General features: G+C 66.6%; 10 protein-coding genes and 1 pseudogene. 4 read left to right on the top strand and 7 right to left on the bottom strand.

Going from position 1 to position 23,468, the window contains the following annotated elements:
* Positions 1-57 precede the first annotated feature (57 nt).
* Both ACTXG5_RS17690 and ACTXG5_RS17685 read right to left on the bottom strand, forming a co-directional pair.
* Positions 58-12,573, bottom strand: a complete 12,516-nt coding sequence (locus ACTXG5_RS17690) for a type I polyketide synthase (RefSeq protein WP_445160024.1) — start codon at positions 12,571-12,573, stop codon at positions 58-60.
* 375 nt (positions 12,574-12,948) lie between these two features.
* Entirely contained in the window at positions 12,949-13,308 is a 360-nt protein-coding gene (locus ACTXG5_RS17685) for a hypothetical protein (protein ID WP_445160023.1), read from the bottom strand.
* A 170-nt stretch (positions 13,309-13,478) separates the two neighbouring features.
* On the opposite strand from ACTXG5_RS17685, the gene ACTXG5_RS17680 reads away from it, so the two are divergent.
* On the top strand, positions 13,479-13,814 hold the full coding sequence (locus ACTXG5_RS17680) for an RNA polymerase-binding protein RbpA (RefSeq protein ID WP_313862306.1): 336 nt from the start codon (positions 13,479-13,481) through the stop codon (positions 13,812-13,814).
* Positions 13,815-13,835: 21 nt separating this feature from the next.
* Here ACTXG5_RS17680 and lnt read toward each other — a convergent pair.
* The 3 genes and pseudogenes from lnt to ACTXG5_RS17665 all read right to left on the bottom strand — a co-directional run bounded on the left by lnt (position 13,836) and on the right by ACTXG5_RS17665 (position 18,927).
* Positions 13,836-16,471: pseudogene (lnt, locus tag ACTXG5_RS17675) on the bottom strand (apolipoprotein N-acyltransferase).
* 271 nt (positions 16,472-16,742) lie between these two features.
* Positions 16,743-18,347, bottom strand: a complete 1,605-nt coding sequence (locus ACTXG5_RS17670; RefSeq protein ID WP_445160022.1) for an amidohydrolase — start codon at positions 18,345-18,347, stop codon at positions 16,743-16,745.
* A 34-nt stretch (positions 18,348-18,381) separates the two neighbouring features.
* Entirely contained in the window at positions 18,382-18,927 is a 546-nt protein-coding gene (locus ACTXG5_RS17665; RefSeq protein ID WP_445160021.1) for an FxsA family protein, read from the bottom strand.
* 73 nt (positions 18,928-19,000) lie between these two features.
* Between ACTXG5_RS17665 and ACTXG5_RS17660 the strand changes: the two genes are divergently transcribed.
* Complete coding sequence (locus tag ACTXG5_RS17660) at positions 19,001-19,693, top strand: dienelactone hydrolase family protein (RefSeq protein ID WP_445160020.1); 693 nt, start codon at positions 19,001-19,003, stop codon at positions 19,691-19,693.
* Positions 19,694-19,706: 13 nt separating this feature from the next.
* Here ACTXG5_RS17660 and ACTXG5_RS17655 read toward each other — a convergent pair whose 3' ends face one another.
* Positions 19,707-20,564 carry a type 1 glutamine amidotransferase domain-containing protein gene (locus ACTXG5_RS17655; protein WP_445160019.1) on the bottom strand — a complete coding sequence of 286 codons (858 nt, stop codon included), beginning with the start codon at positions 20,562-20,564 and terminating at the stop codon, positions 19,707-19,709.
* A gap of 7 nt (positions 20,565-20,571) precedes the next feature.
* Positions 20,572-20,967, bottom strand: coding sequence for a PPOX class F420-dependent oxidoreductase (locus tag ACTXG5_RS17650; protein ID WP_445160018.1), 396 nt, complete (start codon positions 20,965-20,967; stop codon positions 20,572-20,574).
* 141 nt (positions 20,968-21,108) lie between these two features.
* On the opposite strand from ACTXG5_RS17650, the gene ACTXG5_RS17645 reads away from it, so the two are divergent.
* Together ACTXG5_RS17645 and ACTXG5_RS17640 are read left to right on the top strand one after the other, a co-directional pair.
* Positions 21,109-22,314 carry a DUF1214 domain-containing protein gene (locus ACTXG5_RS17645; RefSeq protein WP_445164479.1) on the top strand — a complete coding sequence of 402 codons (1,206 nt, stop codon included), beginning with the start codon at positions 21,109-21,111 and terminating at the stop codon, positions 22,312-22,314.
* Positions 22,311-23,468 carry a sulfotransferase family protein gene (locus ACTXG5_RS17640; protein WP_445164478.1) on the top strand — a complete coding sequence of 386 codons (1,158 nt, stop codon included), beginning with the start codon at positions 22,311-22,313 and terminating at the stop codon, positions 23,466-23,468. Before ACTXG5_RS17645 ends, ACTXG5_RS17640 begins: the two co-directional genes overlap by 4 nt.

The following is a 23,468-nucleotide window of genomic DNA, read 5'->3' as shown; positions in this document are numbered from 1 at the left end:
AAGCGCCACTCCTCCTCATCGCTGCGCTCTGCATCGTCGCCGGCGCGCTTTCATGGGTTATTCGTCGTCGTCCATCAGCGCGGCGTTGACCAAGGCATCGAGGTCCATGTCCGCGATGTCCTTTTCTGTGCTCGCCCCGGCGGCCACCGCCTGAGTGGTGCCGTCTTCGGTTGCCAACGCCAGCAACAGCTCCAGCACTCCCGCCTGCCGGAGTCGCTTGACCGGAATGGCCCCCACAACACGCTGAATTTCAGCTTCCCCGGGCACGGCAACCGGGGTGCTTTGCTCCGAAGTCTCAATGAGCTCTTGGTGCATGTAACCGGCCAGCGCCGCGCAGTTCGGGTAATCGAAGATCAGCGTGGGTGAGAGCGCGAGACCGGTAGCGGACTTCAACCGGTTGCGCATCTCGACGGCGGTCAGCGAGTCAAAGCCGAGCTCCTGGAACGCTCTTTCCGGATCGATGGACTCGGGGCTGGAGTTGCCCAGCACCGTGGCGATATTGGAGCGCACCAAATCCAGCAGAACGTCGTATTGCTCGTCCTCGGGCAACCCTTCGAGGCGTTGCAGCAGAGCCGATTTCGACTTCGCCGCGGCCAACGAGTCGTCGACCTGGCGCCGCGTCGGGGCGTTGATCAGATCAACGAACATCGGCGGCAACGTTCCCCCATCGAACTTGACGCGCAGCGCCGCGAGGTCGATGTGGGCAGGTAACAGGAACGGTTCGTCGACAATCAGGGCGGTGTCCATCAATTCCAGTGCCTGATCGGAGGACATCGCGAGGATGCCGTCGCGGCCGAACCGGGCACGATCGGCGGCGCCCAGCGCACCGGTCATGGCGCTGGTCTGATCCCACAGACCCCAGCCCAAGGACATCGCCGGCAACCCGTAGGAACGCCGGTGCACGGCCAGCCCGTCGAGGAACGAGTTGGCCGCCGCGTAGTTGGCCTGACCCGACGCGCCCGCCAAGCCGGCCATCGACGAAAACAGCACAAAGGCAGACACATCGAGGTCACGGGTCAACTCATGCAGGTTCCAGGCCCCGTCGACCTTGGCCCGCAACACCGCATCAACCCGCTCCGGGGTCAACGAGGAAATCACCGCGTCGTCGAGCATCCCGGCCGCGTGGATCACGCCAGACAGCGGTCGCTGCACCGGAATATCGGCGATCACCTTGGCCAATGCCTCGCGGTCGGCCACGTCGCAGGCCACCACCTGCACCTGGGCGCCGGTGGCGCCGAGCTCGGCCAGCAACTCCGCGGCCCCCGGCGCATCCAGACCACGCCGGCTCACCAGTACCACGTTGCGCGCGCCGTAGCGCGACACCACGTGGCGGGCCAAGGCCGAACCGGCCATGCCGGTTCCACCGGTGATCAGCACGGTGCCGGTACCCAGCCCGCCCCCTGGCCCGAAAGGTAGCGTCATCACGACCTTGCCGACGTGGCGGGCCTGACTCAAGTACCGCAATGCCGCCGGCGCGCGACGCACGTCGAATCTGGTCACCGGCAACGGCCGTAGCACGTCCTCGCCGAACAGGGCGGCCAACTCGTCGAGCATCTGCTGAATGCGCTCGGGTCCCGATTCGAAGAGGTCAAATGCGCGGTACCGGACACCCGGGTGTTCCTCGGCGATCACACCGGGCTCGCGGATGTCGGTCTTGCCCATCTCCAGGAAAATCCCACCGGAGGCAACCAGCCGCAGCGAAGCGTCAACGAAGTCACCGGCCAGCGAGTCCAGCACCACGTCCATGCCGCGGCCAGCGGTGACCGCGCGGAACTTGTCCTCGAATTCCAAGCTGCGCGAATCGGAAATATGATCATCGTCAAAGCCCATGGCCCGCAAGGTGTCCCACTTGCCGCGGCTCGCTGTCGCGAAAACCTCCAGGCCCAGGTGCCGGGCCAGCTGCACCGCAGCCATGCCGACACCGCCGGCGGCAGCGTGCACCAATACCCGCTGACCGGGTTTCGCCGCGGCCAGGTCCAACAGCGCGTAATAGGCAGTGGCGAAAACCACCGTGGTGGTCGCGGCGGTGGTGTGCGACCATCCGGCCGGCATCTGGACCAGCAGTCGCTGATCGGTGATGGCGATCGTTCCGGTCCCGTCCGGGAACAGGCCCATGACCCGGTCGCCAATCGCGAAACGGCCATCCTGCGAGGCAGTTTCGACGACCACGCCCGAGGCCTCGATACCCATCACCGCGTCGGGATCGGGGTAAAGACCAAGCGCGATCATCACGTCGCGGAAGTTGGCCGCGATAGCCGACAGCGCGACCCGAACCTGCCCGGGTCCCAGTGGCGCGTCGGCATCCGGGATTCGTTCCAATCGCAGATTCTCGAAGGTGCCGCGACTGCTCATGCCCAGCCGCCACGGACCATCGCCCGGCGGCACCAAGAGACCGCCGGCGGCGTGACTGCCATGCACTCGCGCGAGATACACCTTTGCGCCACGCACCAACAATTGCGGCTCGGCGGTGGCCAAGACCGCGGCCACCGCGTCTTCGTCTAGCTCTGCATCGGTGTCGACCAGTACGATCCGGCCGGGATGCTCGGTCTGCGCCGAACGCACCAAACCCCACACCGCGGCGCCCGCCAAATCGGTGATCTTCTCCCCCGGCAACGTCATCGCGCCCCGGGTGGCCACCACCAACGTCCCCGCCCCTTCGCGGGCCAACCACGACTGCAGCACCGGCAGCACCGCGCGGGTTGCTGCGTACACGCCTGCCAGCACGTCATCGGCGACCGGCGCCGACTCGAACACCACCGCCGATCGCTGTCCCTCGGCGGTCTCCAATTCCGTTGCTCCCCAGGCGGACACCGATACCGGTTGCACCGAGGATGAGGGCTGCGCGGACCAGACGACTTCGAAGAGGCGGTCCGGTCCAGAGCTCGAGACCGCGGCAAGCAACTGCTGATCGGTGACGGGCCGCGCCACCATCGAGGCCACCGAAAGCACCGGCAGCCCGAGGCCATCCGCGAGCTCTATCGACACCGCCGTGCTGCTGCCGCCCGCAGACGCATCTCCGACCGGCACGATCCGTGCCCGCACCGCCGCTGCGCCCGCGGCATGCAGAGACACCTGCTGCCACGAGAACGGCACCATCATCGAACCTTCGGCAAGCTCGTGGCTATCGGAGGCCAGGATCACCGCGTGCAATGCGGCGTCGAGCATCACCGGGTGCACACCGAACCCGGCCACCGACACCCCGGCATCCGTCGGCAGCGTCACTTCGGCGAACACTTCATCGCCGCGACGCCACATCGAGGTCAAGCCGCGGAACGCGGGCCCGTATCCGTATCCCCGCTCGGCTAGCCGGTCATAGCCGTCGCCGATGTCGACGGGGACCGCGCCAACCGGTGGCCATGCCGACAGATCCGCGCTCGGCTCGGACGATCCCGTGCGCAGCATGCCCTCGGCGTGCAACGACCAGCCGGAACCGGCCGCGGCACGGGAAAAGATCGACACCGCACGGGTGCCCGAATCATCGGCGCCGCCAACCACCACCTGGATAGCGACCGACCCGCCGGCCGGCAACACCAGGGGCGCCGCAAGATTCAGTTCGTCGACAACTCCGCAACCCACCTCGTCGCCGGCGCGGATCGCCAACTCGACGAATCCCGCACCGGGGAATAGCACGACTCCACCCACGGCGTGGTCGTTCAACCAGGTCTGCACGCCGGGCGATAACCGGCCGGTCAGCACCACCCCACCCGAGGCCGGCAGCTCGACGACCGCACCCAGCAACGGGTGTTCGCTGGCGGCCTGTCCCAGACCGGCCGCGTCGACCGCGGCGCCGTCGCTGGAGAGCCAAAACCGCCGCCGCTCAAAGGTATAGGTGGGCAGATCGACAAAACTTGCTTGGCCGATGGCGGCGCGCCAGTCCACGTTCATCCCGGCGGCAAACCCCTGGGCGATCGCAGTGGTCAGGGTTTCCGGCTCCGGGCGGTCCTTACGCAGTGCGGACATCGTGATCACCGGCGCTTGCCCTTCACTGGCAAGCGTTTCTTCGATCGACGCCGTCAAGCCACTGCTGGGTCCGACTTCGAGGAAACGCGTTCCGCCTGCCGAGTGCGCGAAGCGCACACTGTCGGCGAATCGCACCGCCTCGCGCACGTGCCGCTTCCAATATGCCGCCGTCGCGAAGTCGTCTCCCGCCAGCTGCCCAGTCACGTTCGACACAATCGGGATGGTCGGCTTGCCGATAGCGAGTCCGGCTGCGACCGTTCCGAATTCGTCGATCATCGGATCCATCAACGGAGAGTGGAAGGCATGCGAGACGGCCAGTTGGTGAACACGGCGGCCGTCGGCACGGAGACGGTCGGCGATCGCGGTCACCTTGTCTTCGGCGCCCGACATCACCACCGAGCCCGGCCCGTTGATCGCTGCGATGCCGACCTCGGGCACCAGCAGCGGACGCACTTCGGATTCGGTGGCCTGCACGGCGATCATCGCACCGCCCGCCGGCAGCGCTTGCATGAAGCGGCCCCGGGCGGCCACCAGGACCGCGGCGTTCTCCAGCGACAGGACACCGGCGACGTGCGCGGCCGCCAACTCACCGATCGAGTGGCCCAGCACGAAGTCGGGTCGTATATCCCAGGATTCGAGCAACCGGAACAGGGCGACTTCCATCGCGAACAAGGCCGGTTGGGCGAATTCGGTGGTGTTCAACAGGTCTTCGTCATGGCCCCACATGACTTCGCGCAAGGGGCGCAGCAAGTGCCGATCCAGTTCACCCACGACGGTGTTGAACGCCTCGGCAAATACCGGGTAGCCGGCGTGCAACCCCATTCCCATGCCCAGTATCTGGGAGCCTTGGCCGGGGAAGACGAAGACGGTCTTGCCGCCTTGCGTTGCGGTGCCCTGTACGACCGATCCGACGTCGCCGGTAGCCAATTCGTCGAGGCCGGCCAGCAACTGGTCGCGATCAGCACCGGCAACCACGGCGCGATGTTCAAAGTTTGACCGGCCCGCCAACGTCCACGCCACATCGGCAACGTCGAGCTCGCTATCGGCACGGATATGAGCGGCCAACCGACAAGCGTGCGAACCTAACGCCGACAACGACTTTGCCGACACCACCCACGGCAGCACCGGTACCTTGGCGCGGTCTACGACGGGGTGCGGTTCGGCGGGTGCGGCCTCGATGATCACGTGAGCGTTGGTGCCGCTGATGCCGAACGACGAGACGCCCGCCCGATGCACGCGACCCGCAGCGGGCCACGGCCGCGCCTCGGTCAGCAACGACACCGAGCCCGTCGACCAGTCCACATGCGGGCTGGGCCCGTCGACGTGCAACGTCGCCGGCAGCAGCTCGTGGCGCATCGCCAACACCATCTTGATCACCCCGGCCACCCCCGCGGCGGCCTGCGTGTGACCCATATTCGACTTGATCGAGCCCAGCCACAACGGCTCAGCGCGGTTTTGCCCGTAGGTTGCCAACAACGCCTGCGCCTCAATGGGATCGCCCAATGTGGTGCCGGTGCCGTGGCCTTCCACCACATCGACCTCGGTCGCCGACAACCCGGCGTTGGCCAGCGCCGCACGCACCACCCGCTGCTGAGACGGGCCGTTCGGCGCGGTCAACCCGTTGGAGGCGCCGTCCTGATTGATTGCCGAGGCCCGTACCACCGCCAGCACGGGATGACCCAGCCGCCGCGCATCCGACAACCGCTCGACCACGAGCATGCCGCCGCCCTCGGAGAATCCGGTCCCGTCGGCGGCTCCCGCATATGCCTTGCACCGGCCGTCCACCGACAACCCGCGCATCCGGCTGAACTCCACGAAGATGTCGGGTGTGGCGTTGACCGTGACGCCGCCGGCCAGGGCCAGGTCACACTCGCCCGAACGTAGCGATTGGGCCGCCATGTGCAACGCGACCAACGACGACGAACACGCCGTGTCGACCGAGACCGCCGGGCCCTCCAGCCCGAGCACGTAGGACACCCGGCCCGACGCCACACTGGATGACTGGCCGGTCAGCCGGAAGCCCTCCGCGGTGGGCGCGGCACCCATGCCATAGCCCTGTGTGTACACCCCGGCAAATATGCCGGTGGCGCTGCCGCGCAACGCGCCGGGCTCAATTCCTGCCCGCTCCAAGGCTTCCCAGGATAGTTCGAGGAACATCCGTTGCTGCGGATCCATCGCGAGCGCCTCGCTCGGCGCTATACCAAAGAAGGCGGGGTCAAAGTCCGCGACACCGTCCACGAATCCGCCGGTGCGGGTGTAGCACGTGCCTGGAACATCGGGATCCGGGTTGTACACGCCGTCCAGATCCCAGCCACGGTCGCTCGGGAATTCGGAGAGCACGTCACGGCCCTCGGTCAGCATCTCCCAGAGATCCTCGGGCGAAGTCACCCCGCCCGGATAGCGGCACGACATACCCACGATCACGATCAGGTCATCGCCGGTGACGTGAACGACCGGGGTGGGCCCGATCTCTTGCGGGACGCCGGCCAGCTCGTGACGGATGTAGCTGGCCAGTCCGTTCGGCGTCGGGTAGTCGAAGATGAGGGTGGGTGAAAGCGCCAGGCCGGTAGCGGTTTTCAGCCGGTTGCGCATTTCGACCGCAGTCAGCGAGTCGAAACCCAGGTCCTGGAACGCTTTGTCCGGGTCGATCGCCTCGGCAGTGGTATTGCCCAACACGGTCGCGATGTGTGCGCGGACCAGATCCAGCAGCACAGCATGCTGTTCGGGTTCGGGTAGGCCGTGCAGGCGGTGAGCCAGAGCTGATTTCGATTTCGCGGCGGCCAGTGAGTCGTCGACCTGGCGCCGTGCCGGCGCGTTGATCAGGTCGGTGAACATCGGCGGCACTGCGGCAGCATGCGCACGCAGCGCGGCCAGGTCGATGCGGGCGGGGGCCATGAATGGCTCGTCGACAATCAGTGCGGTGTCGAACAATTCCATCGCTTCATCTGACGACAGCGCCAAGATTCCGTCGCGGCCCAGCCGGGCGAGGTCGGCGGCGTCCAGTCCGCCGGTCATGGCGCTGGCCTGATCCCACAGCCCCCACCCCAGTGAGATCGCCGGCAACCCGTGGGCACGCCGATGCGCGGCCAACCCGTCAAGGAATGAGTTGGCCGCCGCGTAATTGGCTTGACCCGATGAACCCACCAGACCGGCCATCGACGAGAACATCACAAACGCCGACACATCCAGGTCGCGGGTGAGCTCGTGCAGGTTCCATGCCGCGTCGATCTTGGCCCGCAACACCGGATCCACTCGGTCGGGTGTCAGCGATGTGACCATCGCGTCGTCGAGCACGCCGGCGGCGTGAACGACTCCGGATAGCGGATGCTGCGCCGGAATATCGGCGATCACCGTGGCTAGTGCTGCCCGGTCGGCAGCGTCGCATGCGATCACCTTCACTCGGGCTCCGGCCGACTCCAATTCGGCGACCAAGTCGGCAGACCCGGGCGCGTCCGGACCGCGCCGACTCAGCAGCATCAGATTGCGTACCCCGTGGTGTGTCACCAAATGCCGGGCCAGCGTGGAACCCGCCATCCCGGTTCCACCGGTGATCAACACAGTCCCCGCCGTCCAGGAGTCCGGCAGCGTCATGACGACTTTGCCGATGTGGCGGGCCTGACTCAAGTACCGCAATGCCGTACGAGCGCGTCGCACATCAAACGTCGTCACCGGCAATGGCCGCAACACACCGGCGTCGAATAGTCCGGCGAGCTCTAGCATCCACTCGTGCATCCGGGGACGGCCCGGCTCGAAGAGGTCAAAGGCGCGGTAACGAACACCCGGGTATTCCCGCGCGACCACGCCGGGGTCGCGGATGTCGGTCTTGCCCATCTCCAAGAACACGCCGCCGGGGGCTACCAGGCGCAGAGACGCATCCACGAATTCCCCGGCCAGCGAGTCCAGCACCACATCCATGCCGCGCCCACCGGTAACCGTCCGGAACTTCTCCTCGAAATCCAGGCTGCGCGAATCCCCGATGTGGTCGTCGTCAAAGCCCATGGCCCGCAAGGTGTCCCACTTGCCACGGCTAGCGGTCCCGAACACCTCAAGACCCAGGTGCCGGGCCAGCTGTACGGCAGCCATGCCCACTCCGCCGGCGGCGGCATGCACCAATACCCGCTGGCCCGGCTTGACATCGGCCAGGTGGATGAACGCCATGTACGCGGTGGTGAAAACCGCTGAGATGGCGGCAGCTTCGGCGTAGGACCAATCGTCGGGCTTCTTGAGCAGCAAGCGCACATCGCCGGGCACCAACGTGCCGCTGCCGTCGGGGAAGAATCCATAGACCGAATCACCGACCGCGAATTCGGTGACGCCCGGCCCGACTTCGACCACAACACCCGCGCCTTCGCCACCGAGCAGCGCATCGTGGGTGAACATGCCCAGGGTGATCATGACGTCGCGGAAGTTGGTGGCGATGGCGCGCAGAGCGACCCGAACGTGGCCCGCCTCCAGCGGCGCATCGGCGTTGGGAACCGGCTCCAGGCGCAGGTTCTCGAAGGTGCCCGCGCTGCTGATACCCAGCCGCCAAGGCACGTCGGCGGGAGGCACCAAGATTCCGTCTACCGCGCGGCTGCCGTTTACCCGTGCGATGTAGATCGTTGCGCCGCGCAGCAATACCTGGTGTTCACCGGCGGCCAAAACGGCGGCCGTTGCGTCATCGTCCAGGGGCGCATCGGAATCCACCAGCACGATCCGGCCGGGATGCTCGGTTTGCGCCGATCGCACCAGACCCCACACCGCCGCGCCCGCCAGATCGGTGATGTCCTCGCCCGGCAACCCCATTGCGCCGCGAGTGGCCACGACCAGGATTCCCGAATCGCGCTCGGTCAGCCACGACTGCACCGCCGCAAGCACCTGGTGAGCGCGCTGATAGCTAGCCTCCACCGGATCATGCTCACTGGCAACGGATTCGAGTAGTTGATGGGACGGAACCGGGTTGGTACCGGCGGTCGCCGGCGCGGCCGACCACACCACCTCGAACAGGCGGTCCGGGCCCGAGCCCGAGATGGCCGCACGCAGTTGCTGTTCGTTCACCGGCCGGGCGACCATCGTGCCCACCGTCAGCACCGGCAACCCCAGCCCGTCGGCAAGCTCGATCGAGACTCCCGAAGGACCCGCCGGGGCGATGCGCGCGCGTACCGCCGATGCGCCCGCGGCATGTAGCGAAACGCCCTGCCACGAGAAGGGCAACACCACGTCGGTCTCGTCCGCGGCCTGGTGGGCGATGATCATGGAATGCATTGCCGCATCGAGTAACGCCGGATGCACGCCGAACCCGCTGACGCCTCCCGCGGCGTCTGGCAGTCGCACTTCGGCGAACACCTCGTCGCCGCGGACCCACGTGGCGGTCAACCCCTTGAACGCCGGGCCGTAACCGTATCCGCGCGCCGCCAACTTCTCGTAGCCGTCGGACGCGTCCACCGCAACCGCACCCGCCGGTGGCCACACCGACAGATCGGCGCTGGGCTCGACCGGCGCGGAGCTCAATGCCCCTTCTGCGTGGCACACCCATGCGGAGCCGGCGTCGGCGCGCGAGAAAATCGCGACACTGCGCTGGCCCGATTCTTCGCCCGCGCCGACCACGACTTGCACGGCCACCGAGCCGAATCCCGAATCGCCAACCGGCAACATCAACGGCGCCTGCAAAGTCAGCTCATCGACTGTCGAACAACCGACTTCGTCACCGGCGCGGATCGCGAGCTCCACAAACCCGGCGCCCGGGAACACCACCGTGCCGGACACTGCGTGGTCGGCCAGCCACCCGTGCACACTCGGCGACAATCGACCGGTCAGCACCACCTCGCCCGAGGACGGCAGCTCGACCACCGCGCCCAGCAACGCGTGCTCACTGGCTCCCAGTCCCAAGCCCGCGACGTCGGCTCCGATACCCTCGCCGGACAGCCAAAACCTGCGTCGATCAAAGGCATACGTCGGCAGCTCGACAAAGCCGGCACCGCCCGATGCCCCGCGCCAGTTCACGGTCACACCCGCCACGAACGCCGTGGCGGCCGAGGTCAGGAACCGCTCGAGTCCGCCGTCGTCACGGCCCAGGGTGGGAACGACGATGGCCTCGGTGTCGCCCGCGGCGCCGGTGTCGTTGAAGGTGTCTTCGATTCCAGCGATCAACGCGGGATGCGGACTCGATTCGATGAATGTCCGGTATCCGTGTTCGCAGGCGGTGCGCACCGCCTGGTCGAATTGAACGGTCTGCCGGATGTTGCGATACCAGTACGCCGCATCCAAACCTGCTGTATCCAAACGACTTCCGGTCACGGTAGAGAAGAAGGCGATCCGCGAGGAACGCGGCTCGATGCCGGCCAGAACCTCGGTCAGCTCGTCGCGAATCGCCTCGACCTCAATCGAATGCGACGCATAGTCCACGTCGATCCGGCGGGTCCGCAGCTCCAGGTCGGCGCAGAAGCCGATCAGTTCCTCCAGCGCGGCGACGTCACCCGACACCACGACCGCCGACCGGCCATTGACCGCGGCGATGCTGATTCGATTACCGTAGGGCGCCAGCAATTCCCGCGCCCGCTCGGTGCTGCATGCGATGGAAACCATGCCTCCGGGATGGGCCAGCGTCCGCAGCAGTTTGCTGCGCAGCGTGACCACCCGCGCGGCGTCGCGCAACGACAGCGCACCGGCGACGTAGGCCGCGGCGATCTCGCCTTGCGAGTGGCCGATCACCGCGTCCGGATTCACTCCGACCGACTTCCAGAGTTCGGTCAATGACACCATCACCGCGAACAGCACCGGTTGCACGACGTCCACGCGATCCATGCCCGGAGCGCCCGGCGCGCCTCGCAGCACATCGATCAGCGACCAGTCGACGAACTCCGAGAACGCCTCGGCGCACGCTTCGATCTGCTGTGCGAATACCGGTGCGGTGTCGAGCAATTCGATGCCCATGCCCACCCATTGGGAGCCTTGGCCGGGGAAGACGAAGACGTGCTTGCCCGCCGGCAGCGCGGCGGCCCGAACGATCGAGGCGCTCGGGTTGTCGCCGGCGAGGTCCTCGAGGCCGGCCAGCAACTGGTCGCGGTCACGAGCGACGACGACGGCCCGATGCTCAAAGGTCGCCCGGCCCGCCAACGACCATGCCACGTCGGCAACGTCAAGCGAGTCATCGGCACCTACGTGTGCCGCCAGTCGTGCCGCCTGAGACCCCAACGCCGACAACGACTTTGCCGAGAGCGCCCACGGCACCACCACGGGCGCCGGGGTGGCCTGCCGCGACTCTTCCGCCGGGGCGGACTCGACGATCACGTGGGCGTTGGTTCCGCTGATCCCGAACGACGACACGCCGGCCCGGCGCATCCGGTCGGCGGCCGGCCAGGGCCGCGCCTCGGACAACAATGACACCGAGCCCGCCGACCAATCCACGTGCGGGCTGGGCTGATCCACATGCAACGTCGCCGGCAGCACCTCGTGGCGCATCGCCTGGACCATCTTGATCACCCCGGCCACCCCGGCAGCGGCCTGCGTGTGACCCATATTCGACTTGATCGAGCCCAGCCACAGCGGCTCAGTGCGGTCCTGCCCGTAGGTCGCCAGCAATGCCTGCGCCTCAATGGGATCGCCCAATGTGGTGCCGGTGCCGTGGCCCTCCACCACATCGACCTCGGTCGCCGACAACCCGGCGTTGGCCAGCGCCGCACGCACCACCCGCTGCTGAGACGGACCATTGGGCGCGGTCAACCCATTAGAGGCACCATCCTGATTGACCGCCGAGCCTCGCACCACCGCGAGTACCGGATGGCCCAGCCGACGCGCATCCGACAACCGCTCCACCACCAGGAGGGCGCCACCCTCGGACCAGCCAACCCCGTCGGCCGCCCCGGCATAGGCTTTGCACCGCCCGTCGGGCGAGAGCCCCCGGTGCCGGCTGAACTCGATGAAAACCGTTGGCGTGGCGTTGACAGTGGCGCCGCCGGCCAGGGCCAGGTCACACTCGCCGGACCGCAGCGACTGCACCGCCATATGCAACGCCACCAACGACGACGAACACGCGGTATCCACCGAGACCGCCGGGCCCTCCAGCCCCAGCACATACGACACCCGTCCCGAGGCGACGCTGGAGGTCATGCCGGTAAGGCGGTAGCCCTCGATCTCCTCGGCGAGCATGCCGTAGCCCTGGACAATGAGTCCCGCGAACACTCCGGTGGCGCTGCCGCGCAGCCCGCTCGGGTCGATCCCGGCCCGCTCCAACGCCTCCCACGAAAGTTCCAGCAGCATTCGATGCTGGGGGTCCATGGCGAGCGCCTCGGTGGGCGCGATGCCGAAGAAGGCGGGGTCGAAGTCCGCGACATCGTCAACGAAGCCGCCGGTACGGGCGTATGTCTTGTGGCGCATGTCGGGATCGGGGTCGAACAGCCCCGCCAGATCCCAACCGCGATCCGTCGGGAAATCCGAGATCACGTCGCGGCCGTCGGCCACCATTTGCCACAGACTCTCGGGAGTATCAACACCACCCGGGAAGCGACAGGACATGCCGACGATCGCGATCGGCTCGCTCGCCCGCTCCAGCAGCGCACGGTTGGTGCGCTTCAGGCGTTCAACCTGGACCAGCGCTTTCCGCAGCGCTTCGGTCGCATGCTGGAGTTGATCCACCTCAGTACCTCTCGCCTAACATTGGCCGTTTTCAACCACCGGATGCCGAGTCACGGCAGTTGCGGCACGAAGCGACGTCGTCGTGCTGCTCTCCGACCTAAGAATGTCGCTGGTGAGTATGGCCAACTCCGGCAGGATTTCAAAACGTCGGACATTCCCGGTTGCTAAAGGAGGACGGGGTTCGATGCGCGGAACGCCGTGTCCAAGGCGATGCGGACATGCCCGGCGCCGTTGCGGTCCCGCTGACCGCGCCATACACCCGACACGCCGTCCATGGCGCGACTGTACCCGGCTAATCATCGGTGGTGAGCGGGCGCATGGCGGTGGAATTCCTGATCGGAGGCACCGACGGGGGGCGCGGTACGAGCGATGTGGTCAGACGACCACTCGGCGCCAGCCGTCGGCAGTCTGGGCGGCGCGGATCAGCACATCGCATAGTTCCCGCAGTTCGGTTGCTTGGGCACCTTCGTCGAGCGCCGTGGCGACGTCTTCCGCGGCGCATCGGACCTGGTAAACGCGGTCCGACAGGTCGGCCGCCTCGTCTGCCGACAGCACCACGGCATCAGCGGGCAAGCCCGACACGGTCCCAGGCTCACCCCGGGTGATCGCAGCCCGCTGCTCGTAGGCCCGCTGCCGGCAAGACTGCCGGCAATATTGACGGCGCCGACCCATCCCGATTTCGGTGACGTCTCGACCGCACCAGCGGCATGGCTGTGGGTGGCTACGGCGGCTCACGCCTGCAGACTTTAGTCCGCCGCCCTCCGCGATCCCGGTATCATCGAAGGTCGAGTCGCGCACGCCGCGTGTCGACCCGGGAACTACGCAGAACGTCAGAGCGTTTGCTATGCGAATAGAATCGCGTCACCGGAGCTTAAGAGCTCAAAGGATTTAAAGGAGTAACAGCCATGGCTGATCGTGTACTGAGGGGCAGTCGCCTCGGAGCCGTGAGCTATGAGACCGACCGCAACCATGACCTGGCTCCCCGCCAGCTCGCGAAGTACCGCACCGAGAACGGCGAGGAATTCGAGGTTCCGTTCGCCGACGACGCCGACATCCCCGGCAGCTGGCTGTGCCGCAACGGCATGGAAGGCACCCTGATCGAGGGCGACGTGCCCGAGCCGAAGAAGGTCAAGCCGCCGCGCACGCACTGGGACATGCTGCTGGAGCGCCGCAGCGTCGAAGAACTCGAAGAGCTGCTCAAGGAGCGCCTCGACCTGATTCGGTCACGCCGGCGCGGCTGAGCGGGCTTCGCCGCCGCTCGATTACGTGCGGTTGGCAGCGCGAGCGGCTCGGGCGCCGTTCCTGCGACTCTGAACGCCCCATTTCGCAACCTTCACCAGCGCCTCGCGAATATTGGATCCGCTCATTTTGGAGACGCCCAGTTCGCGCTCGGTGAAGGTGATCGGCACCTCGACGACGATGAAGCCGCTGTCGAGGGTGCGCCGGGTCAGATCGATCTGGAAGCAATAGCCCTTGGAGTCCACCCCGTCGAGATCGATCGCTGCGAGAACTTCGCGACGGTAGGCGCGGTAACCGGCGGTGATGTCATGGATATCGATGTCGAGTGCCACTCGCGCATAGGTGTTGGCCGTCCAGGACAGGGCCCAGCGTCGCCACGGCCAATTTCGCACCGCGCCACCGTCGACGTAGCGCGAACCGATGGCCAGGTCGGCTCCGGTGTCGACCGCATCCAGCAGACGGCGCAGCTGCTCGGGTGAGTGACTGCCGTCGGCGTCCATCTCGACGAGCACTGCATACTCCCGACTCAAACCCCAGGCGAAACCCGCAAGGTAGGCGGCGCCCAGGCCGTCCTTGGCCGTGCGGTGCATGACATGCGTGCGACCGCCGTCGGCCGCGGCCAGCTCGTCGGCGAGTTCGCCGGTCCCGTCGGGACTGCCGTCGTCCACGACCAGCACGTGCACCTCCGGGCAGGCATCCTTCAGCCGCCGGTGAATCAGCGGGAGGTTCTCCCGCTCGTTGAAGGTTGGGATGATAACCAGGACGCGCTGGCTAGGACGATTGCCCGGGGCGCGGGTCGCCTGCTGGCCGGTGGTCATTTAGCTCCTCTGTGTCGCCCGAGATAACGCGGTTGTGGGTCGCCCCTCTGGTGGAGCGGAGTGTAGTCATCGCCGGTGTCGGTGTCCGGCGGAGCGTCGTGCTCGTCGGCTGGGGCTTCCTCGTCGGGCCGGGGTTCGTCCGGGGCTGCCCCACGGTCTGCCGATTCAGCCGAAGGCCTGGACCTGAGACGAATCGGACGCGGGAACCACCTATTGTGCCGTATTCCGGCCAGAATGACTGCTCCGGCCGCCGCAACCAAAACCCACTGCACGATCGGGGCCCATTGGGTTGCCGGCGTCAGCTGCGTTTTGAGGCGCACCTGGATGTCCAGGTAGGCGGGCTGGAAGAAGTCGGTGCGGACCAGTTCGGCACCGTCCGGCGCGATCACCGAACTGATCCCGGTCGTGCCGGCAACCACCACGTACCGATCGTGCTCGACGGCCCGCACCTTGGCGAACGCCAGCTGTTGCTCACTCATGCGCTTGTTGAAGGTGGCGTTGTTGGCAGGCACCGCCAATAACTGGGCGCCGTTGAGGACGGCCTTTCGCGGCGCCCGGTCGAAGATCACCTCCCAGCAGGTGGACACTCCGACCGGCACTCCGGCGATCTGCACCACGTCGCTGCCTTTTCCGGGCACGAAATTGCCGGCCCGATTGGCATAGCCGGACAGATATTTGAAAAGCCACGGCATGGGCAGGTATTCGCCGAACGGCTGCACGATCTCTTTGTCGTGGCGGTCGGCCGGTCCGCTGACCGGATTCCAGACGATGGCGGTGTTGGTGTATTCGACGGGTCCTTGGTCGCGGCCGGGCACTGCGAGTACCGCGCCGATCAGGATCGGGGCGTTGATCGCATGGGCTGCCTCCGCGATCCGTTGGGCCGCGTCGGCGTTGACGAATGGATCGATGTCGGAGGAGTCCTCCGGCCAGATGACGAACTGCGGTTGCGGAGCTGCCCCGGCCCGCACGTCCTCGGCCAGCCGCAGCGTCTCGTCGACGTGGTTGTCCAGTACCGCTCGACGTTGCGCATTGAATTCGAGACCGAGCCGGGGGACGTTGCCTTGCACCGCCGCGACGGTGACCGTCGGTTCGCCACCCGATCCGGCTCCGGAGTGGCGCACCTGCGGCCAGATGATGACCGCGGCGAACAACACCAGACAGATGCAGACACCGGGAAGCACGACCGCGGGCGGCGGCGGTGCGTCATCCGTGGCTTGCGCCGCCGTAGTGGAGGCGCCACCACGCGCCTTGCTACTGGTTCGCCACCACTTGGCGATTTCCAGCGCGATCGCGGTCGCGCTGAAGCCCACCAGCACGACCCCCATCGAAAGCAGCGCAACCCCGCCGAGCTGGACCAACGGCAGCAGCGGGCCTTCGGCCTGACCGAAGGCGACCGAGCCCCAGGGAAAGCCGCCGAACGGGAAGACCGACTTCAGCCACTCCTGAGCCACCCACACCAATGCGAACCAGATCGGCCAACCCGGCAATCCGCGCACCATGACCGCGAAGAAACCGAAGATGCCGGGGAACAGGGCACACATCGTGGCCAACGCCAACCACGGCGCGGGTCCGACAAGGATGCTGATCCACGGCAGCAGTGGCACATAAAACGCCAGCCCGAACAGGAATCCGTAGCCCAGGCCACCCGCCCGTGTGGTGGCGGGATGCTTCAGTACCCACGCCAGCAGCGCGGCGGCGACGATGGCGGCCCACCACCAGTTCACCGACGGGAAGCTGGCGCAGAGCAGCAATCCGCCCCCGACGCTGAGCACCAGCCGCGGCAGCCGGGGCAGCAACGCGGCTCCAAGGACAGGGAGCCGCGCGATCGCCCCCGCGCCCAGCGTCGTTATTGCGTGGCCTGTCGCGGCGGCCAGCCGACCGGCCACGCCGGGGCCCTCAGGCGGGCTCGGGGTGTGGTCCTCAGACGCTCGGGATTCCGCGTCGTCGTCGTCTTTCGCGGGCTCCGGCTCGGCGCCGTCGTCATCTGGCTCGGTGTCGTCGTCGTGCGGGTCGGCTGCTTCTGGCGCCTCGTCGTCTTCGGCGATCTCCGGCCCCGCATCCGCCGGGTCGACCTCGCTCTCGCCAGCCCGCTTGTCGCGGCCGAACCATTGTCTAGCCATAAATGACGGCACCTCGGTGAACAGTCCGCCGGCACTGCGGCAAGTCATCGGTCTGGCCCAACCGGGGCAACGCGGGAACACGGGAACGCGGGTCGGTGGACCACCGCTGGACACTGTCGTCCGGCGTGTGGACATCGAGGTCGCCGGTGTCCCACACGGCATACGAGGCGGGGGCGCCGGGCACCAAAGCGCCGATGTTGTCGTCGCGGATACCGCACGCTCGCCACCCGCCGCGGGTCGCGCCGGCGAACGCGGCCCGGACCGACACGCCACTGCCCGGAGTGCGGTGATTGACCGCTGCGCGCAGGCTCTCCCACGGGTCAAACCCCGTCACCGGGGCGTCGGAACCTAGCGCGAGGGGCACGCCTTGGGATGCTAACAGCGCAAGCGGGTTCAGCCGGCTCCCTCGTTCTGCGCCGAGCCGATCGGCGTACATACCGTCGCTACCACCCCAGAGCGCATCAAAATTGGGCTGCACGCTGGCGATGACGCCCCACGCGCCCAGTTTGGCGGCCTGATCGGCAGTCACCATCTCGAGGTGCTCGAGTCGGTGCCCACAGCGAGCAACTGCAACTACCCCGAGCGCCGCGACGACGCGCTCCAACGCATCAACCGCCGCCGAGACCGCGGCATCGCCGATGACGTGGAAACCGGCCGTCACCTGCGCCTCGGTACACGCCCGCAGATGCGCTTCGATGACCTCGGCGTCGAGGTAGCAGGTGCCGACGCGCTTCGGGGCGTCGAGGTAGGGCTCGTGCAGCCAGGCGGTCCGTGACCCGAGGGCTCCGTCAATGAACAGGTCACCCGCCAGCCCCCGGGCCCCGGTCTCGGCCATCAGCGCGCGGACCTGTTCGGCGGTGGTCACCGCTTCACCCCAGTAACCGATCACCTCGACGCCGTGATCGAAGGCACGCAGCTGCAGCCAATCGTCGAGGCCGCCGATCTCGGGACCCGCGCATTCGTGTACCGCGACGATGCCCGCCGCGGCTGCGGCCCCAAGCGCGGTGGACCTGGCTTCGGCCAGCTGCGCGGCAGTCAGCAGGCCACGGGCGACGGCCCGGACCAGATGGTGTGCGTCGCCGGCCAGCGGCCGGTCAGCGGTGAAACCGCGCGCGGCCGCCAGATCCGGAACCAGCCTGCGCAGCCCCGTCGACGCCAGTGCGGAGTGAACGTCGACACGAGCCAGGTAGGCCGGCCGGTCACCGAGCACCGCGTCGAGATCGGCGGTGGACGGCGGACGGTTCTCGGGCCACGACGACTCGTCCCAGCCGTGTCCCCATACCGGCTGACCGGGGTGGGCGGCGGCGTAGTCGGCGACCATCTGCACGCAGTGCGCGGGCGAGGTAGCCCGCCGCAAGTCCAGTCCGCTGAGCGTGAGGCCGGTCGCCGTCACATGGATGTGGCTGTCCACGAATCCCGGGGCCACGAAACCACCGTCGAGGTCCACCACCTCGGCGTCGGGAAATTGGCTGCGGCCGACGTCATCACTGCCCAGCCACGCAACAACCTCGCCCCGCACCGCCATAGCGGTCGCATCAGGATGGGTGGGGCTGTGCACCCGCCCGTTCAGCAGCAGCGTGGTAGGAATCTGCGTCACAGGGCAAAACTACGTGGAGCAGCGCCCAAAGCAATCAGTTCGAGCCTGTCGCGAATCGGGGGCCGCCCCAGTGCTCGTCGGCCGGCCGATCCTTCGGCAATGCGGGCGGCTCGACATCGTGGACGTCGATGACCTCGCCGTCGATGTAGTCCCCGCCATCACTCGCAGACTGATGACGGAAGTCGGTGAAAGTCGTCGGATAACTGACCAAAGGTGCGCGGCGCTGCAAACCACGCAGTGCGATATTGGTCAATCCGGGCCCAGCAGCGGCCCGCACCGGCGGTAGCAGCAGCAACATCCCCAAAACCGTGGTGACCAGCCCGGGAACGAGGACCAGCCCCGTCGCGACGGTGACCAGCGCGCCGTCGCCCAGGGTCGTGCGCGGCTCCTTCAGACCGGAGCGCATCCGCCCGATGTCGCGAATGAGCTGCGACCCCGCCATCGGGGCCAAAAATCCCCACCCGAGAACGAATGTGACCAGCAAGGTCAGCAGGGTCCAGCCCCACCCGATCGTCCCTACCAGCGCGAAGATCGCTGCCAGCTCGACGACGGCATAAACGAGTAACAACCGGCTCACCATGTGAGGCCAACGTCTGCGGGTTGCACCCGAGTTCCCCTAGTGACTCGTATCGCGGCTGCAGTTAGATGACGATATGACCACGATTGAGATCGATACCCCCGACGGACCGATCGATGCACTGCTGAGCATTCCACCCGGGAATGGCCCCTGGCCGGGTGTGGTGGTGATCCACGACGCCTTCGGCTACGGCCGGGACAAGCAGTCGATCAACGACCGGATCGCGCAGGCAGGCTATGTGGCGCTGACTCCGAACATGTATGCGCGGGGCGGCCGAATCCGCTGCATCACCCGAGTCATGCGTGAGCTGATGACACAGCGCGGCCGCGCTCTTGACGACATCCTTGCCGCCCGCGATCACCTGCAAGCCCGGCCGGAATGTTCCGGGCAGGTGGGCATCGCCGGCTTCTGTATGGGCGGTCAGTTCGCACTCGTCATGTCGCCCAAAGGCTTTGGCGCTTCCGCCCCGTTCTATAGCACTCCCCTACCGCAGCACCTCAGCGAGACGCTGGATGGCGCGTGCCCGATCGTGGCGAGCTTCGGCGCGCGTGACCCACTGGGCAAGGGTGCGCCCGAGAAGTTGCGCGAAGTGGTTGCGGCCAAGCAGATCACCAATGACGTCAAGGCCTATCCGGGCGTCGGGCACAGCTTCGCGAACGCCCTGCCCGCCCAACCACTGCTGCGTATCGCGGGTTTCGGTTACGACCACGCCGCAACCGAAGACGCCTGGAGCCGCGTCTTCTCGTTCTTCGGTGAGCACCTGCGGTAGCGCTTCGGTATTTCTAGGGCCGCAGTTTGTCCGACACAACACCGGCAAAGGTGTGCGTGTCGCCGGGCCAGCGCGCCGAGATGTAGTTGCCGTCGTCAACGACGAATGCGGGCCGTGAGTCCGTCGCGGTGTCGCGCGCCATCCCGGAGGACTTCAACCGCCAGTGCGGCGTACCGCGCGCGACGTCACGGAAATCCGTCGGATCTTTCAGCGCGCGGGTGACTTCCGACTGCACCGACATATAGCCGCCCGGCTGGCCGGGTTGCTCGGAGTACGTCCGGTAGTAGTCGGGATCCCAGAATCGGGTGATCCGGGTGAGGCGCCAGGCCAGACGCTCCATCGCCCAGGTCAGCGACGTGGTCTTGCGTCCGTAGAGCACCGAGCGGCCCGTGCTGGGATCGACGCTGCGGGCGGCCAGCAGCACGCCGTGACAAATCGCGGCCACGATCATTCCGCGGGTAAAGGCTTCGACCACCAGGCGCTGCAGGACGTCGCTGTCGATGTAGCTGCGCATCCCGCGGGCGCGATGACCGCCGGGCAGCAGCAACGCGTCGGCGCCGTCCAGCGTGGCTGCGCTCCAGCTGACGGGGTGCCGGTACTCCTGCGAACCCACCATGGCGGCGTAGGCGTCTCGGCCGTTCTTGTTGGCGCGCAACGCCAGACCGATCAGCGGAAGGGAGCCCAATACCGGTAGCGCAGACCAGATATCCAAACCCCGACCGGTCACCATGATGTCGTCGGCCACACCCGCCGTGCCGCTTTCGGTCGCAAAGATCACCCGGTGACCGTTGTCGGTCAAGACCCGCCAACTGACCGCGACCTCGGTCGGGTCGAAGTCCCGGTCCGGAATCGGGATCAGCACGGTGCCCATGGGCGCTCTAGCCTTGGGCCACTTTGAGTTCGAGGCCGATGTTGTTTTCCATGCCGCCGCGCAGCTTGCTGAAGAAGTTGAATACGGTGCCCACGATGCCGTAACGCTTGCCGATCGCGTCGTAGACGGTGCCCGTTTCCGACTTGTCGAGCAGGGCCCCGGTGCCCTCGACGGCCTCGCTCGTCGGACGACCACCCATGGTGCAGGTGGCCATCGTCACGCGGGGCGTATTGCGAATCCGCTTGACCTTCCAGGAATCTCCCTGCGTGATCACCAACAGCCGGTCACCGCGCTCTGTGTCCAAAGCCGTCCAGATCGGCGTCGGCTTGGGTCGGCCATCCTTGGTGAAGGTCGTCAGCAGGATGTATTGCGACTTGGCGAGGTCGGCGAAAGAGGGGGCCACGGTGTCAACCTACTCGCGAGCGTTGACTTTCTCAGCAGTTAGCTGCGATAGTCAGCAGTGTTAAGTGAAAATATTGTTTTCATTTAAGGGCCTGGGTCTGCGATAGGAGCGAGGAAACGCGTGAGCCATCCAAAGAACCCAATGGCGTGGCTGCCGTTCTCAATCGCTGAGGCAGCGCTGTCGGGATCTGCCGGCGACGATGTGGACCTCGCGCAGTCCTGGTCGTATCTGCAGGAGCAGCTCGGCAAAGCGGCGCAGGCCGTGGCGTCCGACCCGATGAGTCGAAATCGGGTCGATCTCGCCGCGGGAATGCGGCACCTGCTGGTGTTGCTCACCGCGGGCATCGACGAGGTGTTGCGGTTCGATCCCCAACCGGTCCTGGGTGTCCAACGCACCAGCACCGACGACATCGTGACCTGGGGAATGGAGTGTCCGGACTGCATTTACACCCGCGCCGTGCTGCGCGGCGGAGAGAGTTATCGACTGTTCGGCAACCGAGGCACCGCACGCTATGTCGGGCTGCAGACGATGAACGGCATCGCGGCAACGGCCAACGAACTGGTCGACGAACTGGACGTGGATGGCGACGGAAACTTCGAGGTGGTGCTGTCCCCCGATGAACGCCCGGGCAATTGGATGCGCATCGAAGGCGATCACCCGACATTGACGGTGCGGCACTTCTTCTACGACTGGGACACCGAGGTGGCGTCGTCACTGCATATTGAGCGACTCGGCGACGCGGTGGACTCGAACGGCGGCTCGCTCGATCCTGCCGTGGCGGTGTCGCGGCAGTTGGTCGCACTCGGCGACTTCGTACACGACAACCTGGCGTTCTTTGTGCAATTCGGTGCCGCGGCGCCGCCGAACGGCTTCCTGCCACCGATCGACCGGACCGATATCGGTGCGGCGGCGGAGAACCGGCCCGTGATCGGCCGGTGGGAGCTGCAACCGGACGAGGCGCTGATCGTGGAAGTGGAACCGCCCGAAGGCATTTACTGGAGCTTTTCCATCGGCAATCCGTGGTGGGAGACGATCCACTATGGGCGCCACCAGTCCAGCCTGAATGCCCATCAGGCGGCCGTGGATTCCGATGGCGTGGTGCGAGTGGTGCTGTGTGAGCGTGATCCAGGAGTCGCGAATTGGCTTGACACAGCAGGCCACAGCAACGGACCAATCATCCTGCGCTGCGTGCGCACCAAAACGGCGCCGACACCGTCGACGCGTGCCGTGCCGTTCGACCAGGTTCATGCGGAGTTGCCTCCGGACACCACGACGGTCGGCGCCGAGGAGCGCGCGTCCATCCTTGCGGGTCGCCGGAAAGCCGTGCGGGAAAGGTTCGAATACTGATGTTTGATGCCGATGAGTTAGAGAACGGCGCTTGCACCGCAACAGGTCTCGACGATTTCGGTTCTTCGTACTACCGCGAAGGACTCGAACGTATCGTCGAGGCGCTGAACACCGAGGCTGGCCTCAACGAGATCGGCGGCGTCATCCAGCACGCCACCATCAGCAACGCGTTGATTCAGCGCCTCAAGATCGAAGACACGTACCGCCTGCACCCCGAGATCGACGACGAGGTGGTCGGCGGCCCCGTCTTCGTGATCGGGTTGCCCCGCACGGGCACCACGGCGTTGAGCCAACTGGTGGCCGCCGATCCCCAATTCCGGTCGCTGCGAATGTGGGAATCCCAGGCGCCCACGCCACCGCCCGAGGCCGCCACCCAACACACCGATCCGCGGATCGCACAGGCCGAGGCCGGCCTGAAGATGCTCGACGACATGTTTCCGTTGATGAAAACGATGCACAACTCCGAGGCGACGGCCGCGACCGAATGCCAGGACCTGATGGGAATGAGCTTCCGTACCTTCCACTTTGACGGCGCGGTTCGCGCCCCCGGGTATCTGGCGTGGCTGATCGACTGCGACATGGCCGAGACATACACCTTTCACCGAAGGGTGCTCAAGCTGTTGCAGTGGCATTGCCCGCCGGGGCTGTGGCACCTCAAGACCCCGGTGCACATGTTCGCCCTCGACGCGCTCGTCGAGGCCTACCCGAACGCCAAATTCCTGTGGAGTCACCGCGACCCGGCCAAGGTGATGGGCTCGGTGTGCAGCCTGATCCAGTATGTCCGTAGCTGGAGTAGCGATCGCGACGATCCCAAGGAACTTGGTGCCGAGCAAGTCGACAGCTGGGCCGAAGCCGTCCGGCGGGCAATGGATTTCCGCAGCCGAATGGGCTCGGAAGGTCGTCAAGACCGATTCGCTGACGTTTCCTTCGCCGACCTGCAAACTGATCCGGTGCGCACGCTGCAAACCAGTTACGAGCGCCTGGGATTGAGCTTTACCGAGGCCACCTCGCACTCAGTCAGGCAGTGGGCCGAAGGGCACAAACCCGGCTCTCGTGGGGCACACGACTATGACCTGGCCGAGTACGGCTTGACGTCCGAGGGGGTTCGTGAACGGTTCGCGGACTACCTCGCCACCTACGATGCCACCGCCTAA

It is taken from the genome of Mycobacterium sp. Dal123C01, assembly GCF_052566995.1.
This window is presented reverse-complemented; position numbering and strand designations above follow the sequence as displayed.

Coding starts and splice junctions, on each gene's coding strand:
- ACTXG5_RS17680 (WP_313862306.1), top strand. CDS start 13,479: ATGGCTGATCGTGTACTGAGGGGCAGTCGCCTCGGAGCCGTGAGCTAT.
- ACTXG5_RS17665 (WP_445160021.1), bottom strand. CDS start 18,927: ATGGTGAGCCGGTTGTTACTCGTTTATGCCGTCGTCGAGCTGGCAGCG.
- ACTXG5_RS17660 (WP_445160020.1), top strand. CDS start 19,001: ATGACCACGATTGAGATCGATACCCCCGACGGACCGATCGATGCACTG.
- ACTXG5_RS17655 (WP_445160019.1), bottom strand. CDS start 20,564: ATGGGCACCGTGCTGATCCCGATTCCGGACCGGGACTTCGACCCGACC.
- ACTXG5_RS17645 (WP_445164479.1), top strand. CDS start 21,109: ATGGCGTGGCTGCCGTTCTCAATCGCTGAGGCAGCGCTGTCGGGATCT.